This window comes from Rhodococcus sp. ZPP, assembly GCF_017656075.1.
In the GTDB taxonomy this organism is placed as follows: Bacteria; Actinomycetota; Actinomycetes; order Mycobacteriales; family Mycobacteriaceae; genus Rhodococcus_F; species Rhodococcus_F oxybenzonivorans.
In genome coordinates, this window is sequence record NZ_CP058638.1 from 6,289,966 (window position 1) to 6,309,753 (window position 19,788).

Genomic DNA, 19,788 nt, shown 5'->3' on the forward strand with positions numbered 1-19,788 from the left:
GTCGGTTCACCCTACGGTGCACCGAACGACCGTGCCGTGCTTCGGTGCCTGCAATCCACAGCCGCCCCCCCGACTGCCCGTCGGGAGGATGGACGCCCACGGTGCAGGTCCGTCGGCCCCGAGTGGCAGGATTGTGCGCATGGCAGAACAGACTTCCGACACGCCGGCCACTACCTCGTTGTGGGTCGAGCGAACGGGCACCCGCCGCTACACGGGACGCAGCTCACGCGGCGCCGAGGTCCTGATCGGCTCGGAGGGCGTCGAAGGTGTATTCACTCCGGGTGAACTGCTGAAGATCGCGCTCGCGGCGTGCAGCGGGATGAGCTCTGATTTCCCTCTCTCTCGACGGCTGGGTGACAACTACGACGCCACGATCCGGGTGTCGGGTGCGGCCGACCGGGAGAACGAGGTGTACCCGCAGTTGGACGAGGTCCTCGAACTGGACCTGAGCGAGCTCGACGCTGCCGCGCAGGAGCGTCTCGTCGCGCTGGTGGAGCGCTCGATCGACAAGGTATGCACCGTGGGCCGGACTCTGAAGACGGGAACGAAAGTCACACTGACCATCGAAAGCGACGCATGATGCGGCGTGAGCTGACCGCCCTCGCCGGAGGGTTGGTAGTGAGCGCCGGCCTTCTCGCGGCCGCGCCCGCCGCTGCCGGACCGGCGTTCGCGCCGCCGGTCGGAGCGTGCACGCCCTGGTCGGTGTCCGAAGTGATCTCCGGCGCGGGCATCCTCGAGAACCTCGCATTCGACGGGGCGGGAACGATGCTGGTGTCCCGGACCGGTCTCGTCGGCGGCGGCGCCCTGGACGGCGTGGAGCCGGACGGAACGGTCCGCTCGATCGTGCCCGATGTCGACGCGCCGGGCGGAATCGCGATGCACGGCTCCGACGCCTACTTCGCCACCGGAAATTCGTTCTCCGCCGGAGTTGCCGGGACGCAAAGTGGAACGATAGACGTCGTGGATCTCGACACCGGGGATACGCACACGGTGGCCAAGGGACTCGTCATGCCGAACGGGCTGGTGCGGCTCGGGAACGGCGACCTCCTCACCGCGCGGAATCTGGGGTCGGGCGCAGGAGTGACCCGTGTTCCGGCCGCGGATCCACACACACCCGAAGTGGTGCGTACCGACTTGGGAACCGTCGACGGCCTCGCTGCCCACGACGGGAACATCTACACGGTGACGACGTTCGATACGACCACCACGTTGCGCATTCTGCGAGAGGACGACCTGACCGGGGCGGTGGTGTCGATACCGTTGCCAGGGGCCGGTCCGCTCAATGCCGCTGACGACCTCACCGTAGGACCGGACGGCATCGTGTACGTCGCGTACAACGGCGGTGGCAAGGTGGTGCGCGTCGATCCGGCGACCGGGGAGAGTTGTGCACTCGCGTCCGGGCTCCCGCTGGTGTCGTCGGTGCGGTTCGGCGCCGGACCGGGCTGGAACGCGGACGCGCTGTACGTGACGAGTTTCACCGGGACCATTTACCGACTGGAACGGCCGTGACATGACGACGGAACGACTGACAGCATGGGTTCACGGATACGTGCAGGGCGTGGGGTTCCGGTGGTGGACGCGCGCGCGGGCGCTGGAACTCGGTCTCGTCGGTTATGCGGCCAACCAGGCGGACGGCCGGGTGCTGGTGATCGCCGAGGGCCCGCGCGACAAGCTGGACGCGCTGCTCGCACTCCTGCGTTCGGGCAACACACCGGGCACCGTGGACCTGGTGGTCGAGCAATGGGATTCCGCTCGCGGAGACGTCACCGGGTTCGTCGAACGGTGAACCGAAGGTAAAGTCGTCCGTCATGCATCTGAAGAGTCTGACGCTGAAGGGATTCAAATCCTTTGCGTCCGCAACGACTCTGCGATTCGAACCCGGTATCACGTGCGTCGTGGGACCCAATGGATCGGGAAAGTCCAATGTGGTCGATGCCCTCACCTGGGTGATGGGGGAGCAGGGCGCGAAAGCCCTGCGCGGCGGCAAGATGGAGGACGTCATCTTCGCGGGCACGGCGGGCAGGGCGCCGCTGGGCCGCGCCGAGGTCACGCTCACCATCGACAACTCCGACGGCGCACTCCCCATCGACTACTCCGAGGTCTCGATCACCCGTCGAATGTTCCGCGACGGTGCGGGCGAATACGAGATCAACGGCAGCTCCTGCCGACTGATGGATGTGCAGGAACTGCTCAGCGACTCCGGCATCGGACGGGAAATGCACGTCATCGTCGGGCAGGGGCGTCTGGCGGCCATCCTCGAGTCGCGGCCCGAGGACCGGCGTGCGTTCATCGAAGAAGCAGCGGGGGTGCTCAAGCACCGCAAACGTAAAGAGAAGGCCGTCCGCAAGCTCGACTCCATGCAGGCCAACCTCGCCCGGCTCAACGATCTGACGGCCGAGTTGCGTCGTCAGCTCAAGCCACTGGGGCGGCAGGCGGAGGTGGCTCGGCGCGCGCAGACCGTGCAAGCCGACCTTCGCGATGCCAAGCTGCGGCTCGCTGCCGATGACCTGGTGACCCGCCGGGCGGAGCTGGCGAATCAGGCGCAGGACGAGAAGAGAGCCCGTGAGCAGCACGATGCCGTCACCGAGGCACTCGACGAGGCCACTCTCGAGCTCGGCCGTCACGAGCAGGAGCTGTCGCGGTTGACGCCGGGCGCCGAGGCGGCAGCCCAGACGTGGTTTCGGCTGTCTGCCCTCGCGGAGCGCGTCAATGCCACTATTCGGATCGCCCGCGAACGGGCTCGGCATCTCGATTCGGAGCCTTCGGCGCATCGCGGTCAGGATCCCGACGAGATGGAGGCGCGTGCCGATCGGCTCGCGGCGGAGGAACAAGAACTGGCCGAGGCTGTCGAGATGGCGCGCGCGGCACTCGACGCGGCCAAGGAGCAGCTCGCCGCGGGGGAGGAGGCGGCCGCAGAAGCGGAACGCGCGCACATGGCCGCCGTCCGTGCCATCGCCGACCGCCGCGAGGGGCTTGCCCGGCTGTCGGGCCAGGTCGACACCCTGCGGACGCGCGCCGACTCGGTGGACGCCGAGGTGTCGCGGTTGACGGTGGCGATCGAGGAAGCCAGGGCGCGCGGCGACGCCGCGCAAGCCGAGTTCGAAGTGGTCCAGGACGAGATCGGTGACCTCGACGCGGGGGAGGTCGGACTCGACTCCCACCACGAGCGAGCCGTCGAAGCGCTGCGCCTGGTCACCGAGCGTGTCACCGAACTGCAGAGCGCCGAACGCGCGGCAGGTCAGGAAGTGGCATCGCTTCGCGCCCGGATCGACGCCCTGTCTATGGGACTCGAACGCAAAGACGGGGCAGGCTGGCTCGTCGAGAATCGCCGCGATGACGGCATTGCGGGAACGCTCGGTGGCCTCATCACCGTAGAGAAGGGGTACGAAGGCGCGGTCGCAGCGGCGTTGGGTCCGGCAGCCGATGCCGTCGTCGCCGACTCACTCGATGCGGCCCGCGCAGCGGTCGGCGCGCTGAAAGATACCGACAGCGGACGGGCCGCTCTGGTGATCGGAAGTGACCGGATTCCCTCGTCCGGTGCCGCGCTCACCCTCGGCGCTCGTTGGGCGGCCGACGTCATCGAGTGCCCGGCAGAGCTCCGAACAGGCTTGTTCGCGCTCCTCGCCGGTGTAGTGGTGGTCGACTCGATCGACGACGCCGTCGAGATTGTCGACTCGGCACCGGAACTGCGCGCCGTCACCCGAGACGGAGACTTGCTCGGTGCCGGGTGGATCAGTGGCGGTTCGGACAGGCAGCCCAGCACTCTCGAGGTTCAGGCCGCGATCGACAACTCGGTGAGCGATCTGGCGCACGCCGAACGGCGTGCCGAGGAATTGTCCGCGGCGTTGTCGGGAGCGCTTGCCGAACAGGTCGCCCGACAGGAGAACGCCGAGCAGACCCTCGCCGCCCTCAACGAGTCCGACGCCGCGATGTCCGCCATCTACGAGCGACTCGGCCGCCTCGGGCAGGCGGCACGCGCGGCACATGCCGAATCCGATCGCCTCACCCGGCAGCGGGAGAAGGCGGAAAGCGGGCGCGAGGAGACCCTGGCGGCTCTCGCCGAACTCGAAGAGCGGCTGCGCCTGGCCGAGCAGGACGCCACGCCCGGCGGCACCGAATCTGGTGGGTCAGACTCCACGAGCTACGAGCGCGAGATGGCGGCCGCGGCGCTCGCCGAAGTGCGCGCCGTCGAGGTGGAGGCCCGGCTCGCGGTTCGCACAGCCGAGGAGCGGGCGGAGTCGGTGCGCGGAAAGGCGGATTCGCTGCGCCGGGCAGCGCAGGTGGAACGCGACGCCCGGGCGCGTGCGGAACGTGCGATGAAGGCACGGCAGAACGCTGCCGCGGTCGCGGCTGCGGTGGCCGAATCGGGACAGCGGGTGGCCGACCATCTCGGTGAGGTGGTCGCAGCGGCGATGGCGCACCGCGACGAACTCGCCAGGTCGCGCACCGAGCGGACCGAGCAGCTCGAGCAGGTCAAGGAGAAGGTGCGTCAGTTGACTGCACAGCTGGCTTCACTGACCGACGCCGTCCACCGCGACGAGGTGGCCCGCGCCCAGGCCGCGACGCGCATCGAGCAGCTCGAGGAATCGATCCTCGAACAGCACGGCATCGGGTTGGACGACCTGATCGCAGAATACGGGCCGGATGTGCCGTTGCCGCCCTCGCCGCTGGAGATGGAGGAGTACGAGCAGGCGAAGGAGCGGGGGGAGCAGGTCACGATGCCTGCGCCGATCCCCTACGACCGGGCTGCGCAGGAGCGTCGAGCGAAACGTGCGGAGAAAGATCTGGCGACACTCGGCAAGGTCAACCCGCTGGCCCTCGAGGAGTTCGCGGCACTCGAGGAGCGGTACAACTTCCTGTCGACTCAGCTCGAAGACGTCAAGACAGCCCGCAAGGACCTGCTCGGTGTCGTCGCCGATGTGGACGCCCGGATCTTGCAGGTGTTCACCGAGGCGTACGCCGACGTCGAACGGGAGTTCGTGCAGGTGTTCGCGAAATTGTTCCCCGGTGGTGAAGGACGGTTGGTGCTCACCGACCCGTCCGACATGCTGACGACCGGCATCGAGGTCGAGGCCCGTCCTCCCGGAAAGAAGGTCAAACGACTGTCGTTGCTGTCGGGTGGCGAGAAGTCACTGACCGCGGTCGCCATGCTGGTCGCGATCTTCCGGGCCCGGCCGTCACCCTTCTATGTGATGGACGAGGTCGAGGCTGCGCTGGACGACACGAACCTGCGTCGTCTCATCGGCTTGTTCGAGCAGCTGCGGGAGAAGTCGCAGCTGATCGTCATCACCCACCAGAAGCCGACGATGGAAGTTGCGGACGCTCTCTACGGTGTGAGCATGCGCGGTGACGGCATCACCACCGTCATCTCCCAGCGTCTGCGGGGTCAGGACATGGCCGCCGCCGGGGCCTGATCCGGCTGCGGTGGGAGCCCTCGCACGTGGGAAGGCACTGCGCGGGCGAAACCGGAGCCTGAAACAATGGGCGACGTGACTACCGGAGCCTGGATTGCCATCGCGGCCGCATTGGCCGTTCTTCTCGTCGTTCTCGTTGTCGGATCAGTGCTGTACCGGCGACGCCGGGTCTCCCTGAAGGCGCCCGACACTCCACAGATCGCCGCGGAGAAGGACCGGTCGGGCGGCTATCGCGCAGGCACCGGTTTCAGTTTCAGTGAGGGGTCGACGGCGACCGCTCCGCCGCGCGAACCCGCGCCGGCGCCACGCCCCCAGGCCCCCACACCGGCGCCCACTCCCGAGGTGGTCACGCCCGCGAAGCCGACGACGACGCCGGACGAGGTGATTCCGGCTCCCGAAAAGCCCGCGGACACGGATTCCGTGATCACACCCGAGCCCGTGGTCGCGCCGGAGCCCGTGGTCGCATACGAGCCGGTGGTCGCACCCGAAACCGTGGTCGCACCCGAGCCGGTGGTCACGCCGGAACCGGCAGCGCCGCCCGTGCCCGCGCTCGACGAGATCGCCCCGACCGAGGGCCGACTCGACCGCCTGCGTGGTCGGCTGTCCCGCTCCCAGTCTGCTGTCGGGAAGAGCTTGCTGGGCCTGCTCGGTGGCGGCGACCTCGACGAGGATTCGTGGGAGGAGGTCGAGGACACTCTTCTGATCGCGGACCTCGGCTCGGCGACCACCACGAAGGTGGTCACCGCGCTGCGTGAGCAGATGGCGGCGCGGAGCGTCCGTACCGAGGCGGACGCCCGGGCACTGTTGCGCGAAGTGTTGATCGCCGAGCTGCGGCCCGAGCTCGATCGGTCGATTCGTGCGCTGCCGCACGATGATCACCCTGCGGTCCTCTTGGTCGTCGGCGTCAACGGCACCGGCAAGACGACCACCACCGGCAAGCTCGCGCGTGTGCTCGTTGCCGACGGCAGACGCGTCCTGCTCGGGGCAGCGGACACGTTCCGCGCCGCGGCCGCGGACCAGCTCCAGACGTGGGCGGAACGGGTGGGTGCCGAGGTGGTTCGGGGTAAGGAAGCAGCGGATCCGGCTGCCGTCGCCTTCGACGCCGTATCAAGGGGCATCGAGAACGGCGTCGACGCCGTGCTGATCGACACAGCGGGCCGCCTTCACACCAAGACAGGATTGATGGACGAGCTCGGCAAGGTGAAGCGGGTGATCGAGAAGAAGGCGTCGGTCGACGACGTGCTTCTGGTTCTCGATGCGACGATCGGCCAGAACGGTCTGGCGCAGGCACGCGTGTTCGCCGAGGTCGTCGACATCACCGGAGTGGTGCTCACCAAGCTCGACGGCACGGCCAAGGGTGGCATCGTCTTTCAGGTGCAACACGAACTCGGTGTTCCGGTGAAGCTCGTCGGACTCGGTGAAGGCGCCGACGATCTCGCCCCGTTCGAGCCGGGTGCATTCGTCGACGCCCTGTTGGGCTGAGCGGAACGACCCCGAAAAAACATGGAACTGCCGTGACGAAACCTGTACGCAACACAAATGGGTGATGCGTTCACCTGCGCGAAACAGTGCAGTGGCACGGCTGAAACACCGCATGAGCACCCTTCTTCTCAGGTCGTCAGCCAGCAACGGGCTGGGCTGAGAAGGAGGAGGCTCAAGGTGGATTTCCCCACTATCGGTGCACCGGACACCGGGGACACAGCGTGGATGCTGACCAGCGCCGCGCTCGTGTTGCTCATGACTCCGGGTCTTGCGTTCTTCTACGGCGGCATGGTTCGTGCCAAGAGCGTGCTCAACATGGTCATGATGAGCGTCAGCGCCATGGGCGTCGTCGGCATCCTCTGGGTGCTCTACGGCTATTCCATCGCGTTCGGTGAAGACCAGTCGAACCTCTTCGGTGACCCGTTCCAGTACTTCGGCTTGAAGGGGCTGATCGGCGGCTCGTACCTCGCGGAAACCGATGACGCCGGTTCGGTCGTCGCCGACTCGGCGATCCCCCTCGTCGGGACGATTCCCGCGACGGTCTTCGTGGCCTTCCAGGCCATGTTCGCCATCATCACCGTTGCACTGATCTCGGGTGCCGTCGCAGATCGCCTGCGCTTCGGTCCCTGGCTGCTGTTCGCCGGCCTCTGGGCGACGGTCGTGTACTTCCCGGTAGCGCACTGGGTCTTCGCCTTCGACGGCGTCACCGCCGAGACCGGTGGCTGGATCGCCAACAAACTCGCCGCCATCGACTTCGCCGGTGGTACGGCCGTGCACATCAACGCCGGCGCCGCCGGACTCGTCCTCTGCATCATCCTCGGGAAGCGCCAGGGCTGGCCGGGCACGCCTTTCCGCCCGCACAACCTGACCTTCGTGATGCTCGGCGCAGGCCTGCTGTGGTTCGGCTGGTTCGGCTTCAACGCAGGTTCTGCCGTCGGCGCCAACGGAATTGCCGGAGCGACCTTCATCACGACCGTCGTCGGAACGTGTGCAGCGATGCTCGCGTGGCTTCTCGTCGAACGCATCCGCGACGGGCATGCGACCACCCTCGGTGCCGCGTCCGGAATCGTGGCCGGTCTGGTTGCCATCACCCCCTCCTGCTCGTCCGTGAACGTCCTCGGTGCGTTGGCGATCGGTGTTGTCGCCGGTGCCCTCTGCGCACTCGCCGTCGGGCTCAAGTACCGCCTCGGCTTCGACGATTCACTCGACGTGGTGGGAGTGCACCTCGTCGGCGGCATCGTCGGAACGCTGATGGTCGGACTCGTCGCAACCACGGAGGCACCCGCGGGCGTCGACGGACTGTTCTATGGTGGAGGTTTCGATCAACTCTGGCGTCAGGCAGTGGGCGCCGGAGCAGTACTGCTTTACTCGCTCGTCGGTACGGCCATCGTTGCGTTGATCGTGAAGTTCACCATCGGTCTGCGGGTCAGCGACGAGGGTGAATCACTGGGAGTGGATGAGTCGGAACACGCAGAAACGGCTTACGATTTCGCTGCACTCGGCGGAAATTCGTCAACCGCTCGCGTGTCCGGCAAGGAGGGATGAGGAAATGAAGCTGATCACCGCAATTGTCAAGCCGTTCACTCTCGAGGACGTCAAGACGGGACTCGAGCAGGCGGGCGTCCTCGGAATGACCGTCAGCGAGGTCCAGGGTTACGGCCGCCAGAAGGGTCACACCGAGGTCTACCGCGGGGCCGAGTACTCGGTCGATTTCGTACCGAAGGTTCGAGTCGAGGTCGTCGTGGACGATGCGGCAGTGGACAAGGTCGTCGAGGTGATCGTCGAAGCAGCCCGCACCGGAAAGATCGGTGACGGCAAGGTGTGGGTGTCACCCGTCGAGTCGGTCATCCGGGTACGCACCGGGGAACGCGGCGCGGATGCGCTCTGACCCCAACGGGTCCGGTAAGACCGGCCCTGGTCCCGTCGCGAAGGCGACGGAACCAGGGCCGGTTGCGTCAGGCGGATCGAACGAAGCTGCGGACCTGGCCCGCGCACGCCGACAGCTCCTCAGCGGCGGTTCGGAGAGCACTCCGGGTGCAAGGGGAGGACACGGCCGAAGGCTGGACGCGCCCGCGCTCCGGCACGCCCTCGTCGACCTGCACGAATTCTGGCTGACCACGAAAGGCGCCGAGCTCGGTATCAAGCCCGACTGCGGGTTCGCGCTCGTCGCGGTCGGCGGGCTCGGCCGCCGCGAGCTGCTGCCGTACTCGGACCTCGATCTCGTGCTCCTCCACGACGACATGGATCCCGCCGTGGTGTCGCGGGTTGCGGACCAGCTCTGGTATCCGCTGTGGGACGCGCACATCAAACTCGACCACAGTGTCCGCACCATCCCGCAGGCATTGCAGGTCGCATCCACGGATATCACTGCCGCACTGGGAATGCTCGAGGCGCGGCACATCGTCGGCGACGTCGAATTGAGCAACCTTCTCATCAGCGGAGTCCGGCGCCAATGGCGCACCGACATCCGCAACCGCTTCGACGAGCTGATCGCCCAGACCAGGTCGCGGTGGGAACGTAGCGGTGAAATCGCCCATCGCGCCGAACCGGACCTCAAGAGCGGTCGCGGTGGACTGCGGGACGTACAGCTGCTCAACGCGCTGTCCATCGCGCAGCTCACCGACGGCATGCCCGGACTCGGACCCGAATCGCCCGGTGGCGGACTCGCATTGGCGCATCGTCGTCTCCTCGACGTGCGTACCGAGCTGCACCGGGTTGCGGGACGCCCCCGTGACCAGCTGCGGGCCCAGGACGCCGACGAGATCGGCGCGGCACTGCGGATCGGGGATCGCTTCGATCTGGCCCGCATGCTCAGCGACGCCGCCCGCACCATCAGCTACTCGGTGGATGTCGGGGTGCGGACGGCGGGAAATGCCCTGCCCCGCCGTGGTCTCGCGCGACTGCGAAGGCCGCCTGTGCGGCGACCTCTCGACGAGGGTGTGGTCGAGCATGCCGGCGAAGTGGTTCTGGCGCGCGATGCCCGGCCCGGCAAGGATCCCTGTCTCGTCATGCGGGTGGCGGCAGCGTCGGCCACCACGGGCATGCCGATGTCCGCTTCGACGCTGAACCGCCTGGCCGACCACGCGCCGGAACTGCGGGAACCATGGCCCAAGGAGGCGGTCAACGACCTTCTGGTCCTCCTCGGCTCGGGAAGCAGGGCCGTCGCCGCGATCGAAGCGCTCGACCGTACGGGACTGTGGGGGCGGCTTCTGCCGGAGTGGGGAGCCGTCCGCGACCTACCGCCGAGGGACGCCGTGCACACGTGGACGGTGGATCGTCATCTCGTCGAAACCGCGGCGTACGCGAGCGGTTTCACGACGCGTGTCGCCCGGCCCGACCTGCTGATGCTCGGCGCTCTGCTCCACGACATCGGGAAGGGGCGGGGAGGTGACCACAGCGTCGTGGGAGCCGAACTGGCGATCCAGATCGGTAAGCGGCTCGGGCTGTGGCCGTCGGACATCGCGACGTTGACGGCGATGGTGCGTCATCACCTGCTGTTGCCGCAGACCGCGACCCGACGCGACCTCGACGATCCGGAAACGGTGGAACGGGTCGTGGAGGCGCTCGGCGGGGACGGGGTACTCCTGGAGCTGCTGCACGCGTTGGCCGAGGCCGATTCGCTCGCGACGGGTCCCGGCGTGTGGGGCGACTGGAAGTCGTCGCTCATCGGGGAGCTGGTCCGCAGGTGCCGCATGGTCATGGCGGGTGAGGATCTTCCCGCGCCGGATCCGCTCGATCCGGAACATGTCGCGCTGGCGGCGGGCGGTGGGGTCCATGTCGCGCTGAACCCGGCCGACAGTCCCCACACCTACGTGGTCACCGTGATCGCCCCCGACGAGCGCGGACTGTTGTCGAAAGCCGCCGGAGTGCTTGCGCTGCATTCCCTTCGGGTCTATTCGGCCTCGTTGGGCAGCTCCGGCGATTCGGCCGTCAATTCCTTCGTCGTGTCGCCGCGCTTCGGAGCACCGCCGCAGGCAGGGCTGCTCCGGCAGGAGTTGATCCGGGCGCTGGCCGGCGAACTGGATCTGCTGGACATGCTCACGGCCAAGGAGGACGAGGCCCGCGAGAGCCAGCGCGTCGCGGCGGAGGAAGAGCGGGGAGACGCCGTTCCCGTGTTGTACGCGCAGGCCCCGCCGCGGGTCATCTGGTTCGACACCGCGGCCCCCGGCGAGGTGATTCTCGAACTGCGCGCGGAAGACAGGCTGGGTCTCCTGTGCCGGCTGGCCGCCGCGTTCGACAGTTGCGGCGCGGACGTCCGGTGGGCGAAGGTGACGACGCTGGGATCATCGGTCGTCGACTCGTTCTGCCTCGATCTCGGTGATCACGACACGCGGGCGAGCAGGGAAGAGGTCGAGCGGGCCATCCTCGCCGTCGTTCCGCTGCCGAAGCCGAAGAAGCAGGCGGGCAGCGGGCGGGAGTGATCGGCCGGACCGGAGCGGTTACGCTGGTGCCCGAGAATATCCACCGCATACTCGCACGACTTCAGGAGCGCACTCGGTGTTCGAATCCCTTTCCGACAGGTTGACCGGAGCCCTCAAGGATCTGCGTGGCAAGGGTCGCCTTTCCGGGGCCGACATCGACGCCACGTGTCGTGAGATCCGGTTGGCTCTGCTCGAGGCGGACGTCGCGCTGCCCGTGGTGCGCGCGTTCATCGCGAGGATCAAGGAGCGGGCCAAGGGCGTCGAGGTGTCCGCGGCGCTCAATCCGGCGCAGCAGGTCGTCAAGATCGTCAACGAGGAACTCGTCGGGATTCTCGGCGGTGAGACCCGTCGACTCGCGTTCGCCAAGACACCGCCGACCGTGATCATGCTCGCCGGTCTGCAGGGTTCCGGTAAGACCACTCTCGCCGGCAAGCTCGCCAAGTGGCTGCGCGATCAGGGGCACACCCCGCTGCTGGTGGCGTGTGACCTGCAGCGTCCGGGTGCCGTCACCCAGCTGCAGATCGTCGGTGAACGCGCAGGCGCCGCCGTGTTCGCGCCCCACCCGGGCACGTCGATCGGCGGCGGTGACAACCCGCTCGGGATCACCGCGGCAGACCCGGTCGAAGTCGCGCGGTCCGGTATCGACGAGGCCCGCAACAAGCAGTACGACGTCGTCATCGTCGACACCGCGGGCCGCCTGGGTATCGATGCCGATCTGATGGCGCAGGCCGCGGGCATCCGTGATGCTGTCGATCCGGACGAAACTCTCTTCGTTCTCGACGCGATGATCGGCCAGGACGCGGTCAGTACCGCCGAAGCCTTCCGTGAAGGCGTCGGATTCACGGGTGTCGTGCTCACCAAGCTCGACGGTGACGCCCGCGGTGGCGCGGCTCTGAGCGTCCGTGAGGTCACCGGACAGCCCATCCTCTTCGCCTCCACGGGTGAGAAGCTCGAGGACTTCGACGTCTTCCACCCCGACCGGATGGCCAGCCGTATCCTCGGCATGGGTGACGTCCTCAGCCTCATCGAGGCGGCCGAGCAGCACTTCGATGCCGAGCAGGCGGAGGCCACCGCGCAGAAGATCGGCTCGGGGCAGCTGACCCTCGAGGACTTCCTCGAACAGATGATGGCCGTCCGCAAGATGGGGCCCATCGGCAACCTCCTGGGGATGCTTCCCGGCGCTGGACAGATGAAGGACGCCCTCGCCAACGTCGACGAGAAGCAACTCGACCGGGTGCAGGCCATCATCCGGGGCATGACGCCGGCGGAGCGCGAAGACCCCAAGATCATCAACGCTTCGCGCAGGCTGCGGATCGCCAACGGCTCGGGTGTCAAGGTGTCCGACGTCAATCAGCTCGTCGACCGCTTCTTCGAAGCCCGCAAGATGATGGCGGCGATGGCCGGTCGGATGGGCATGCCCGGATCCCGCAAGCCGCAGCGCAGCAAGAAGGGCAAGAAAGGCAAGAAGGGCGGGAAGGGTCCGACGCCGCCGAAGGTGCGCGGAGGATTCCCCGGGGGCATGCCGGGTGGTTTCCCCGGAATGCCCGGTGGCCTTCCGGCGGGCATGCCGGATTTGTCGAGCATGCCGAAGGGGCTGGACGAGCTACCGCCCGGTCTCGAAGGCATCGACCTGTCGCAGTTGAAGCTGCCGAAGAAGTAGAGCGATGAGCGCACTGCACTTGCGGGGTATCGGCCTGCCCGGCGAACAGCCCGTCGAATACTGGGTGGATCAAGGGGTCGTTTCCACCGAGCCGATCGCCGGTGCCGAGACCATCTGTGATTCGGGGTGGATCGTTCCCGGACTGGTCGATGCGCACTGCCACGTCGGGATCAAGTTCGGCGGCGGCGGTGGTGAGAGCATCGAGGGGCTGATCGCGCAGGCGGAGACCGAGCGCGATGCCGGTGTCCTCCTGATCCGCGACGCCGGGTCTCCCGTGGACACCCGATTCCTCGACGAGCGGGTCGACCTGCCGCGGATCGTCAGGGCAGGTCAGCACATTGCCGCACCCAAGCGATACATACCGGGGCTGCCGGTAGACCTCGAGGACGAGGAGCAGTTGCCGGCCGAGGTTGCGCGGCAGGCGCGCGCCGGTGACGGCTGGGTCAAGCTGGTCGGTGACTGGATCGACAGGTCGATCGGTGACCTCGCACCCTTGTGGAGCGACGACATTCTGGTGGAAGCCATCGCCGCCGCCCACCGAGAAGGCGCACGGGTCACGGCCCACGTCTTCGCCGAGGACGCGCTTCCCGGTCTGATCAACGCCGGTATCGACTGCATCGAGCACGGTACGGGGCTCACCGACGAGACGATCGAGCTCATGGTGGCGCACGGTACTGCCCTCGTCCCGACGCTCATCAACATCGCCACCTTCCCCGAGATCGCCGACTCTGCGACGCGGTACCCGGTGTACGCGGCTCATATGCGGGACCTGCACTCGGGGGTGAAAGACACGATCGGCGCGGCCCACGAGGCCGGAATTCCGATTTACGCGGGCACCGATGCCGGCGGATCCATCGTGCACGGCCGGATCGCCGACGAGGTCGAGGAGCTCAAAGCCGTCGGGCTGTCGCCGACCGACGCGCTCGGCGCTGCGTGCTGGAACGCCCGGACCTGGCTGCGGCATCCCGGGCTGGAACCGGGCGCACCCGCGGATCTGCTCGTCTACCGGGACGACCCACGTACCGGAAGCGATGCCCTCGCCGCACCCGCCATCGTGGTGTTGCGCGGAAATGTCGTCAAGACGCGATGACCTGGTTTTACCCTGACGGTGCTCGTCTGGCAGAATGATCCGCTGTTCGTCGCATCCGGTTCCGTACCGCGCGGCGGTCACAGGTGAGAGGCAAAACCGGACGCACTATTCCTGTGCGTCGCTGAATTGCACGTGACAATGTGTGCACTTGGTGTGCGCACCGAAGGAGAAGTACAGCAGTGGCTGTCAAGATCAAGCTCACCCGGCTCGGCAAGATCCGGAACCCGCAGTACCGCATCGTCGTTGCCGACGCCCGCACCCGTCGCAACGGCCGCGCGATCGAGACCATCGGCAAGTACCACCCCAAGGAAGAGCCCTCGCTGATCGACATCGATTCCGAGCGGGCGCAGTACTGGCTGGGCGTGGGCGCGCAGCCCACCGAGCCCGTCGAGGCACTCCTGAAGATCACGGGCGACTGGCAGAAGTTCAAGGGCCTGCCGGGTACCGAGGGCACTCTCCGCGTCAAGGAAGCCAAGCCGTCCAAGCTGGAGCTGTTCCAGGCTGCGCTGGCGCAGGCCGAGAACGAGCCGGTGTCCGAGGCCATCACCCCGAAGAAGAAGAAGGCCAAGGCCGACGACGCCGAGGCTGCTGCCGACGCGTCGGGTGCAGAGGCCGAGAACTCCGAGGCTGCTGACAAGTGAGTGCCGTCGTCGCCGATGCCGTGGAGCACCTCGTTCGTGGCATCGTCGCCAATCCCGACGACGTTCGTGTCGAGCTGATCACCGGGCGTCGGGGGCGCACTGTCGAGGTTCACGTCAATCCTGACGACCTCGGCAAGGTCATCGGACGTGGCGGTCGCACAGCGACAGCGCTGCGCACGTTGGTCTCCGGTATCGGTGGCCGCGGGATCCGTGTCGACGTCGTCGACACCGATCAGTAGCGGCCGCACAGCAGTGGAGCTCGTCGTCGGCCGTGTCGCCAAGTCACACGGCATCAAAGGGGAAGTCGTCGTCGAGGTTCGCACCGACGAACCCGAACAGCGTTTCGCTCTCGGTGCCGTGCTGCGGGGACGGAAGCCGCGCGAGCAGAAGCTCACCACGTACACGGTAGAAGCCGCCCGGGAGCATTCCGGGCGGCTTCTGCTGCGCCTCGAGGGTGTAGCAGATCGTGCTGCCGCCGATGCGTTGCGCGGCACGCTCTTCGTCATCGACAGCGCGGAACTCGAACCGTCCGAGGACCCGGACGAGTTTTACGATCACGAACTCGAGGGCCTTGCCGTTCGGCTGGCGGACGGCACTCCGGTGGGTACCGTCGTCGAGGTACTGCATTCGGCGGCAGGCGAACTCCTGTCCGTCCGTCGTGAGGGGGCGCCGGAATTACTCGTTCCGTTCGTCGCCGCGATCGTGACCTCGGTGTCCGTTGCGGACGGTGTCGTCGAGATCGACCCACCGGAAGGGTTGCTCGACCCTGACTTCGGTGAATCTCCTGTCGGTGAATGAGCCGGTAAACATGCGTCTCGACGTGGTCACCATCTTCCCGGAGTATCTCGAGCCCCTTCGCGCTGCCCTGCTCGGCAAGGCGATCGACAAGGGACTCCTCTCGGTAGACGTGCACGATCTGAGGAACTGGACGCACGACGTCCACAAAGCTGTCGACGACTCGCCCTATGGCGGTGGCCCCGGAATGGTCATGAAACCCAGTGTGTGGGGACCGGCCCTGGATGACGTCCTCGCCAGGGGCGGGGACGATGGCGACACACTTCTGGTGGTCCCCACACCGGCGGGCGTCCCCTTCACCCAGGCGACGGCGGAACGCTGGGCAGGGGAGCACCACATCGTTTTCGCTTGTGGGCGATACGAGGGCATCGACCAACGAGTCATCGACGACGCTGCCCGGCGCGTGCGGGTCGAAGAAGTCAGCATCGGCGACTACGTCCTCATCGGGGGTGAGGCGGCAGTGCTCGTCATGGTCGAGGCCTTCGTCCGGCTGATTCCCGGTGTCCTGGGCAATCAGCTGTCACACCAGGAAGATTCGTTCAGCGACGGGCTCCTCGAAGGCCCGAGCTACACCCGGCCTGCCACGTGGCGAGGACTCGACGTCCCACCGGTGCTCTTGTCGGGTGACCACGCCAAGATCGCCCAGTGGCGCCACGAGCAATCGTTGGAGCGCACCGCGGAGCGCCGGCCGGACCTGTTGCCCTGAGTCAGCCCAGCGGCTGTACCCGGTCGTCGATGCCCCGCGCACCGGATCTGCTCCCCGGAGGCGACGGCCGGCACGAAACGCCGCTTTCGCACTCCCGACCGCCTCTCCGCCGACGAGGGTGTCCCCCGGTAGCGGTAGGGTCCATTTTTGTGACTCTGAAGACCGTGAACCAACGCATTGCCGAGGAGCTCGACGTCCGGGAGGGACAGGTCGCGGCCGCTGTGGACCTCCTCGACGGCGGGGCCACCGTTCCCTTCATTGCCCGTTACCGCAAGGAAGTCACCGGAACCCTCGACGACGCTCAGCTTCGCCAGCTCGAAGAGCGGCTCCGCTACCTGCGTGAGCTCGACGAACGGCGTGTCGCGGTACTCGAATCGATCGAATCGCAGGGCAAGCTCGACGACCAGTTGCGCGGACAGATCATGACGGCCGAGACCAAGGCCCGGCTCGAAGACATCTATCTGCCCTTCAAGCCGAAGCGGCGCACCAAGGCGCAGATCGCCCGCGAGGCGGGTCACGAGCCTGTCGCCGATGCGCTGATCACGGACCCCGCTACCGACCCCGCGTCCTATACGGCCGAGCAACTCGAGGGTGCGCGAGCGATTCTCGTCGAGCGTTTCGCCGAGGACGCCGACCTGGTGGGCGATCTGCGCGAGCTGATGTGGACGCGCGGGAAGCTGGTTTCCGTCGTCCGCAAGGGCAAAGAGACAGAAGGCGCGAAGTTCGCCGACTACTTCGAGTTCTCCGAGCCGTTCACCACCCTCCCCTCGCACCGAATCCTTGCCGTGCTGCGTGGTGAGAAGGAAGAGGTACTGACGCTCACGCTGGCACCGGACAGGGACGAGCCGGTTCCCGGTGAACCGACCGTCTACGAGGGCCGAATCGCGAGCCGGTTCGGGATCGCCGACCGTGGCCGGCCGGCCGACAAGTGGTTGCTCGACACGGTGCGGTGGGCGTGGAAGACGAAGCTGCTCATCACGCTGGGCATCGACGTCCGGATGAGGTTGCGTCAGTCGGCAGAGAAGGACGCTGTCGACGTCTTTGCCAACAATCTCCGCGACCTGTTGCTCGCGGCGCCGGCAGGCACCCGCGCCACGATGGGTCTCGACCCGGGTTTCCGCACCGGAACGAAGGTGGCCGTCGTCGACGCGACCGGCAAGGTAGTTGCGCACGACACCATCTACCCGCACCAGCCCCACAACAAGTGGGACGCCGCGCTCGCCACCCTCGCCGACCTGGTGGCTCGCCACGGTGTGGAGTTGATCGCTATCGGAAACGGCACCGCCTCGCGTGAGACCGATGCGCTCGCCACCGAACTGATCGCGAAGTCCGGTGCTACCAACCTCACCAAGATCGTGGTGTCCGAGGCCGGCGCGTCGGTGTACTCGGCATCCGCATACGCGTCGCAGGAACTACCTGACCTCGACGTCTCCATCCGCGGCGCCGTGTCGATCGCCCGTCGACTGCAGGACCCCCTCGCGGAGCTGGTGAAGATCGACCCCAAGTCGATCGGTGTGGGGCAGTACCAGCACGACATTTCGGAGACGCTGCTCGCCCGGTCCCTCGGCGCTGTGGTCGAGGACGCGGTGAACGCGGTCGGTGTCGATGTGAACACGGCGTCCGTGCCGTTGTTGTCCCGCGTGTCCGGTATCGCAGGCTCCCTGGCAGAGAGCATCGTCGCGCACCGGGACCAGAATGGCCCGTTCCGGAGCCGCAAGGGACTCAAGGATGTAGCTCGACTCGGGCCCAAGGCGTTCGAACAGTGCGCCGGCTTCCTCCGCATTCCCAACGGCGACGATCCGCTCGATGCATCCAGCGTGCACCCGGAGGCGTACCCGGTGGTGCGCAAGATCGTCGGCGCCAGCGGCAGCGGTGTGCGCGACGTCATCGGCAACACGGCGGTTCTCCGCCGCCTCAATCCCGCAGACTTCGTCGACGACCGCTTCGGACTGCCCACGGTCACCGACATCATCAGTGAGCTGGAGAAGCCCGGGCGCGACCCGAGGCCGGAGTTCAAGACGGCGACGTTCGCCGCGGGCATCGAAAAAGTGGCGCACCTGAAGCCCGGGATGACACTCGAAGGCGTGGTCACCAACGTGGCAGCGTTCGGCGCCTTCGTCGACATCGGCGTGCACCAGGACGGTCTCGTCCATGTCTCCGCCATGTCTCACAACTTCGTGAAGGACCCGCGCGACGTCGTGAAGTCGGGCGACGTGGTGAAAGTGAAGGTGCTCGAGGTGGACGAGGCGCGCCAGCGGATCGGGCTGACCCTGCGGCTCGATGACGAGGTGGGCGCGGCGGCGCGCAAGAGCGAGGGCCCACGCGGCGGGGGACAACGGCAGGATCGCCGCGGGGGCGGTAAGCCCCAGCAAGGTGGCCGCGAACGCGGCGGTCGGGATGCGCGCCCGGCCCCCGCCGGTGGCTCGATGGCGGATGCTTTGCGGAAGGCAGGCTTCGGCAAGTAATCAGCACCGTGTCTAATCAGCACCGTGTCTAATCGGCACCGTGTCTAATCAGCATCGGGTCGGGCACGAGCATTCGCTTTTCGATGGAGTGACCAGTTTTTTGCTGGGATAGTGGATGTCCATGTACGAATGGCTGGATCGGGAGATCGTCGGGCACGGGCGCCTGCCCCTGCTCTTCTTCCTGCTGGGGTTTCTCGGGGCCTTCCTGTTCATTCGACTGAGCGTCCGGATGATCCGCGCGGAGGTGTCGTGGTGGCCGGGGAATGTCAAGCCCGGCGGGCACCATGTGCACCACGTCGTCTTCGGTGTAGTCACCATGCTGATCTCGGGTGTCGCGCTCATCGCCGTCTACGTGGACGGGACACAGACCACCGGCGCGGTGCTCGCCACCTTCTTCGGAATCGGCGCCGCCCTGGTGCTCGACGAGTTCGCACTGATCTTCTATCTGCAGGACGTGTACTGGGCCGACGAGGGGAGGGCGTCGGTGGACGCCGTCTTCGTGGCGATCGCCGTCACAGGCCTGCTGCTGCTCGGACTCAGACCGCTCGAGTTGATGGACGTCACCAGCTTCCGCGACTCACCCGATCCGTGGGTTCGGGTGGCGATCGGCGTGCTCTCCGTGGTCAATCTGCTCATCGCCGGCGTGGTGCTGCTCAAAGGGAAGATTTGGACTGGGCTGCTGGGTCTGTTCATTTTTCCGATCCTGCTGGTCGGTGCCATCCGGTTGAGCAGGCCGAGCGCGCCGTGGGCCCGCTGGCGATACACCAGCAAGCCCAAGCGGATGCTTCGCGCGCTCGAGCGCGAGCGGAGATTGCGCCGGCCGGTGATCCGAGCCAAGATCTTCGTGCAGGACTTCATCGCGGGGACTCCGAGCGCCGAGCACGTGAAGGAGGCTGCCGAGCACGCCAAGGTGGCCGCGGAGGCGGAACTCGACGAGGTGGTGCATCCGGCGCCCCCGCCGATTTCGTCCCGCGCGGTCGCGTCTGGCACAATGGACGGGTTGCCTGGACCAGGCAGCATTACGTGAACTGGGCACGAACCAGACGAGCAACGGCGTTTCACGAACGTCCGGGTGCCGCTCGGTTCCTCTGCTCCTGCGAATACGCAAGGATGG

At 67.0% G+C, this 19,788-nt stretch carries 16 protein-coding genes; all 16 read left to right on the forward strand.

Going from position 1 to position 19,788, the window contains the following annotated elements:
- Positions 1 to 139 precede the first annotated feature (139 nt).
- A complete protein-coding gene (locus HYG77_RS28980; protein WP_109330977.1) occupies positions 140 to 580 on the forward strand; it encodes an OsmC family protein in 441 nt (146 codons plus the stop codon).
- A complete protein-coding gene (locus HYG77_RS28985; RefSeq protein ID WP_208963555.1) occupies positions 580 to 1,509 on the forward strand; it encodes a hypothetical protein in 930 nt (309 codons plus the stop codon). The genes HYG77_RS28980 and HYG77_RS28985 overlap by 1 nt, the downstream gene beginning before the upstream one ends.
- 1 nt (position 1,510) lies before the next feature.
- Positions 1,511 to 1,786 (forward strand): acylphosphatase, encoded by a 276-nt coding sequence (locus HYG77_RS28990; RefSeq protein ID WP_109330975.1) that lies wholly within the window; start codon positions 1,511 to 1,513, stop codon positions 1,784 to 1,786.
- Positions 1,787 to 1,808: 22 nt separating this feature from the next.
- Positions 1,809 to 5,414, forward strand: coding sequence for a chromosome segregation protein SMC (gene smc / locus HYG77_RS28995; RefSeq protein ID WP_208961333.1), 3,606 nt, complete (start codon positions 1,809 to 1,811; stop codon positions 5,412 to 5,414).
- Positions 5,415 to 5,480: 66 nt separating this feature from the next.
- Positions 5,481 to 6,896: a signal recognition particle-docking protein FtsY gene (gene ftsY / locus HYG77_RS29000; RefSeq protein WP_208961334.1), complete on the forward strand. Its 1,416-nt coding sequence runs from the start codon at positions 5,481 to 5,483 to the stop codon at positions 6,894 to 6,896.
- A gap of 177 nt (positions 6,897 to 7,073) precedes the next feature.
- Positions 7,074 to 8,441, forward strand: a complete 1,368-nt coding sequence (locus tag HYG77_RS29005; protein ID WP_208961335.1) for an ammonium transporter — start codon at positions 7,074 to 7,076, stop codon at positions 8,439 to 8,441.
- A 4-nt stretch (positions 8,442 to 8,445) separates the two neighbouring features.
- Positions 8,446 to 8,784, forward strand: coding sequence for a P-II family nitrogen regulator (locus HYG77_RS29010; RefSeq protein WP_005240467.1), 339 nt, complete (start codon positions 8,446 to 8,448; stop codon positions 8,782 to 8,784).
- The gene (locus HYG77_RS29015; RefSeq protein ID WP_208961336.1) at positions 8,774 to 11,317 is read left to right on the forward strand and encodes a [protein-PII] uridylyltransferase; all 2,544 of its coding nucleotides are present in this window, start codon (positions 8,774 to 8,776) and stop codon (positions 11,315 to 11,317) included. Before HYG77_RS29010 ends, HYG77_RS29015 begins: the two co-directional genes overlap by 11 nt.
- Positions 11,318 to 11,393: 76 nt before the next feature.
- On the forward strand, positions 11,394 to 12,977 hold the full coding sequence (ffh, locus tag HYG77_RS29020) for a signal recognition particle protein (RefSeq protein WP_159926136.1): 1,584 nt from the start codon (positions 11,394 to 11,396) through the stop codon (positions 12,975 to 12,977).
- Positions 12,978 to 12,981: 4 nt separating this feature from the next.
- Positions 12,982 to 14,067: an amidohydrolase family protein gene (locus HYG77_RS29025; RefSeq protein ID WP_208961337.1), complete on the forward strand. Its 1,086-nt coding sequence runs from the start codon at positions 12,982 to 12,984 to the stop codon at positions 14,065 to 14,067.
- Between the two features lie 179 nt (positions 14,068 to 14,246).
- Positions 14,247 to 14,708 (forward strand): 30S ribosomal protein S16, encoded by a 462-nt coding sequence (gene rpsP / locus HYG77_RS29030; RefSeq protein ID WP_159926140.1) that lies wholly within the window; start codon positions 14,247 to 14,249, stop codon positions 14,706 to 14,708.
- Positions 14,705 to 14,947 (forward strand): RNA-binding protein, encoded by a 243-nt coding sequence (locus HYG77_RS29035; protein WP_005240479.1) that lies wholly within the window; start codon positions 14,705 to 14,707, stop codon positions 14,945 to 14,947. The genes rpsP and HYG77_RS29035 overlap by 4 nt, the downstream gene beginning before the upstream one ends.
- 13 nt (positions 14,948 to 14,960) lie before the next feature.
- Positions 14,961 to 15,506 (forward strand): ribosome maturation factor RimM, encoded by a 546-nt coding sequence (gene rimM, locus HYG77_RS29040; RefSeq protein ID WP_208963556.1) that lies wholly within the window; start codon positions 14,961 to 14,963, stop codon positions 15,504 to 15,506.
- A gap of 10 nt (positions 15,507 to 15,516) precedes the next feature.
- On the forward strand, positions 15,517 to 16,209 hold the full coding sequence (gene trmD / locus HYG77_RS29045; protein ID WP_208963557.1) for a tRNA (guanosine(37)-N1)-methyltransferase TrmD: 693 nt from the start codon (positions 15,517 to 15,519) through the stop codon (positions 16,207 to 16,209).
- Between the two features lie 149 nt (positions 16,210 to 16,358).
- On the forward strand, positions 16,359 to 18,674 hold the full coding sequence (locus tag HYG77_RS29050; protein WP_208961338.1) for a Tex family protein: 2,316 nt from the start codon (positions 16,359 to 16,361) through the stop codon (positions 18,672 to 18,674).
- A 121-nt stretch (positions 18,675 to 18,795) separates the two neighbouring features.
- Positions 18,796 to 19,701: a hypothetical protein gene (locus HYG77_RS29055; protein ID WP_208963558.1), complete on the forward strand. Its 906-nt coding sequence runs from the start codon at positions 18,796 to 18,798 to the stop codon at positions 19,699 to 19,701.
- Positions 19,702 to 19,788 lie beyond the last annotated feature (87 nt).

Coding starts and splice junctions, on each gene's coding strand:
- HYG77_RS28980 (WP_109330977.1), top strand. CDS start 140: ATGGCAGAACAGACTTCCGACACGCCGGCCACTACCTCGTTGTGGGTC.
- HYG77_RS28985 (WP_208963555.1), top strand. CDS start 580: ATGCGGCGTGAGCTGACCGCCCTCGCCGGAGGGTTGGTAGTGAGCGCC.
- HYG77_RS28990 (WP_109330975.1), top strand. CDS start 1,511: ATGACGACGGAACGACTGACAGCATGGGTTCACGGATACGTGCAGGGC.
- smc (WP_208961333.1), top strand. CDS start 1,809: ATGCATCTGAAGAGTCTGACGCTGAAGGGATTCAAATCCTTTGCGTCC.
- ftsY (WP_208961334.1), top strand. CDS start 5,481: ATGGGCGACGTGACTACCGGAGCCTGGATTGCCATCGCGGCCGCATTG.
- HYG77_RS29010 (WP_005240467.1), top strand. CDS start 8,446: ATGAAGCTGATCACCGCAATTGTCAAGCCGTTCACTCTCGAGGACGTC.
- HYG77_RS29015 (WP_208961336.1), top strand. CDS start 8,774: ATGCGCTCTGACCCCAACGGGTCCGGTAAGACCGGCCCTGGTCCCGTC.
- HYG77_RS29025 (WP_208961337.1), top strand. CDS start 12,982: ATGAGCGCACTGCACTTGCGGGGTATCGGCCTGCCCGGCGAACAGCCC.
- trmD (WP_208963557.1), top strand. CDS start 15,517: ATGCGTCTCGACGTGGTCACCATCTTCCCGGAGTATCTCGAGCCCCTT.
- HYG77_RS29055 (WP_208963558.1), top strand. CDS start 18,796: ATGTACGAATGGCTGGATCGGGAGATCGTCGGGCACGGGCGCCTGCCC.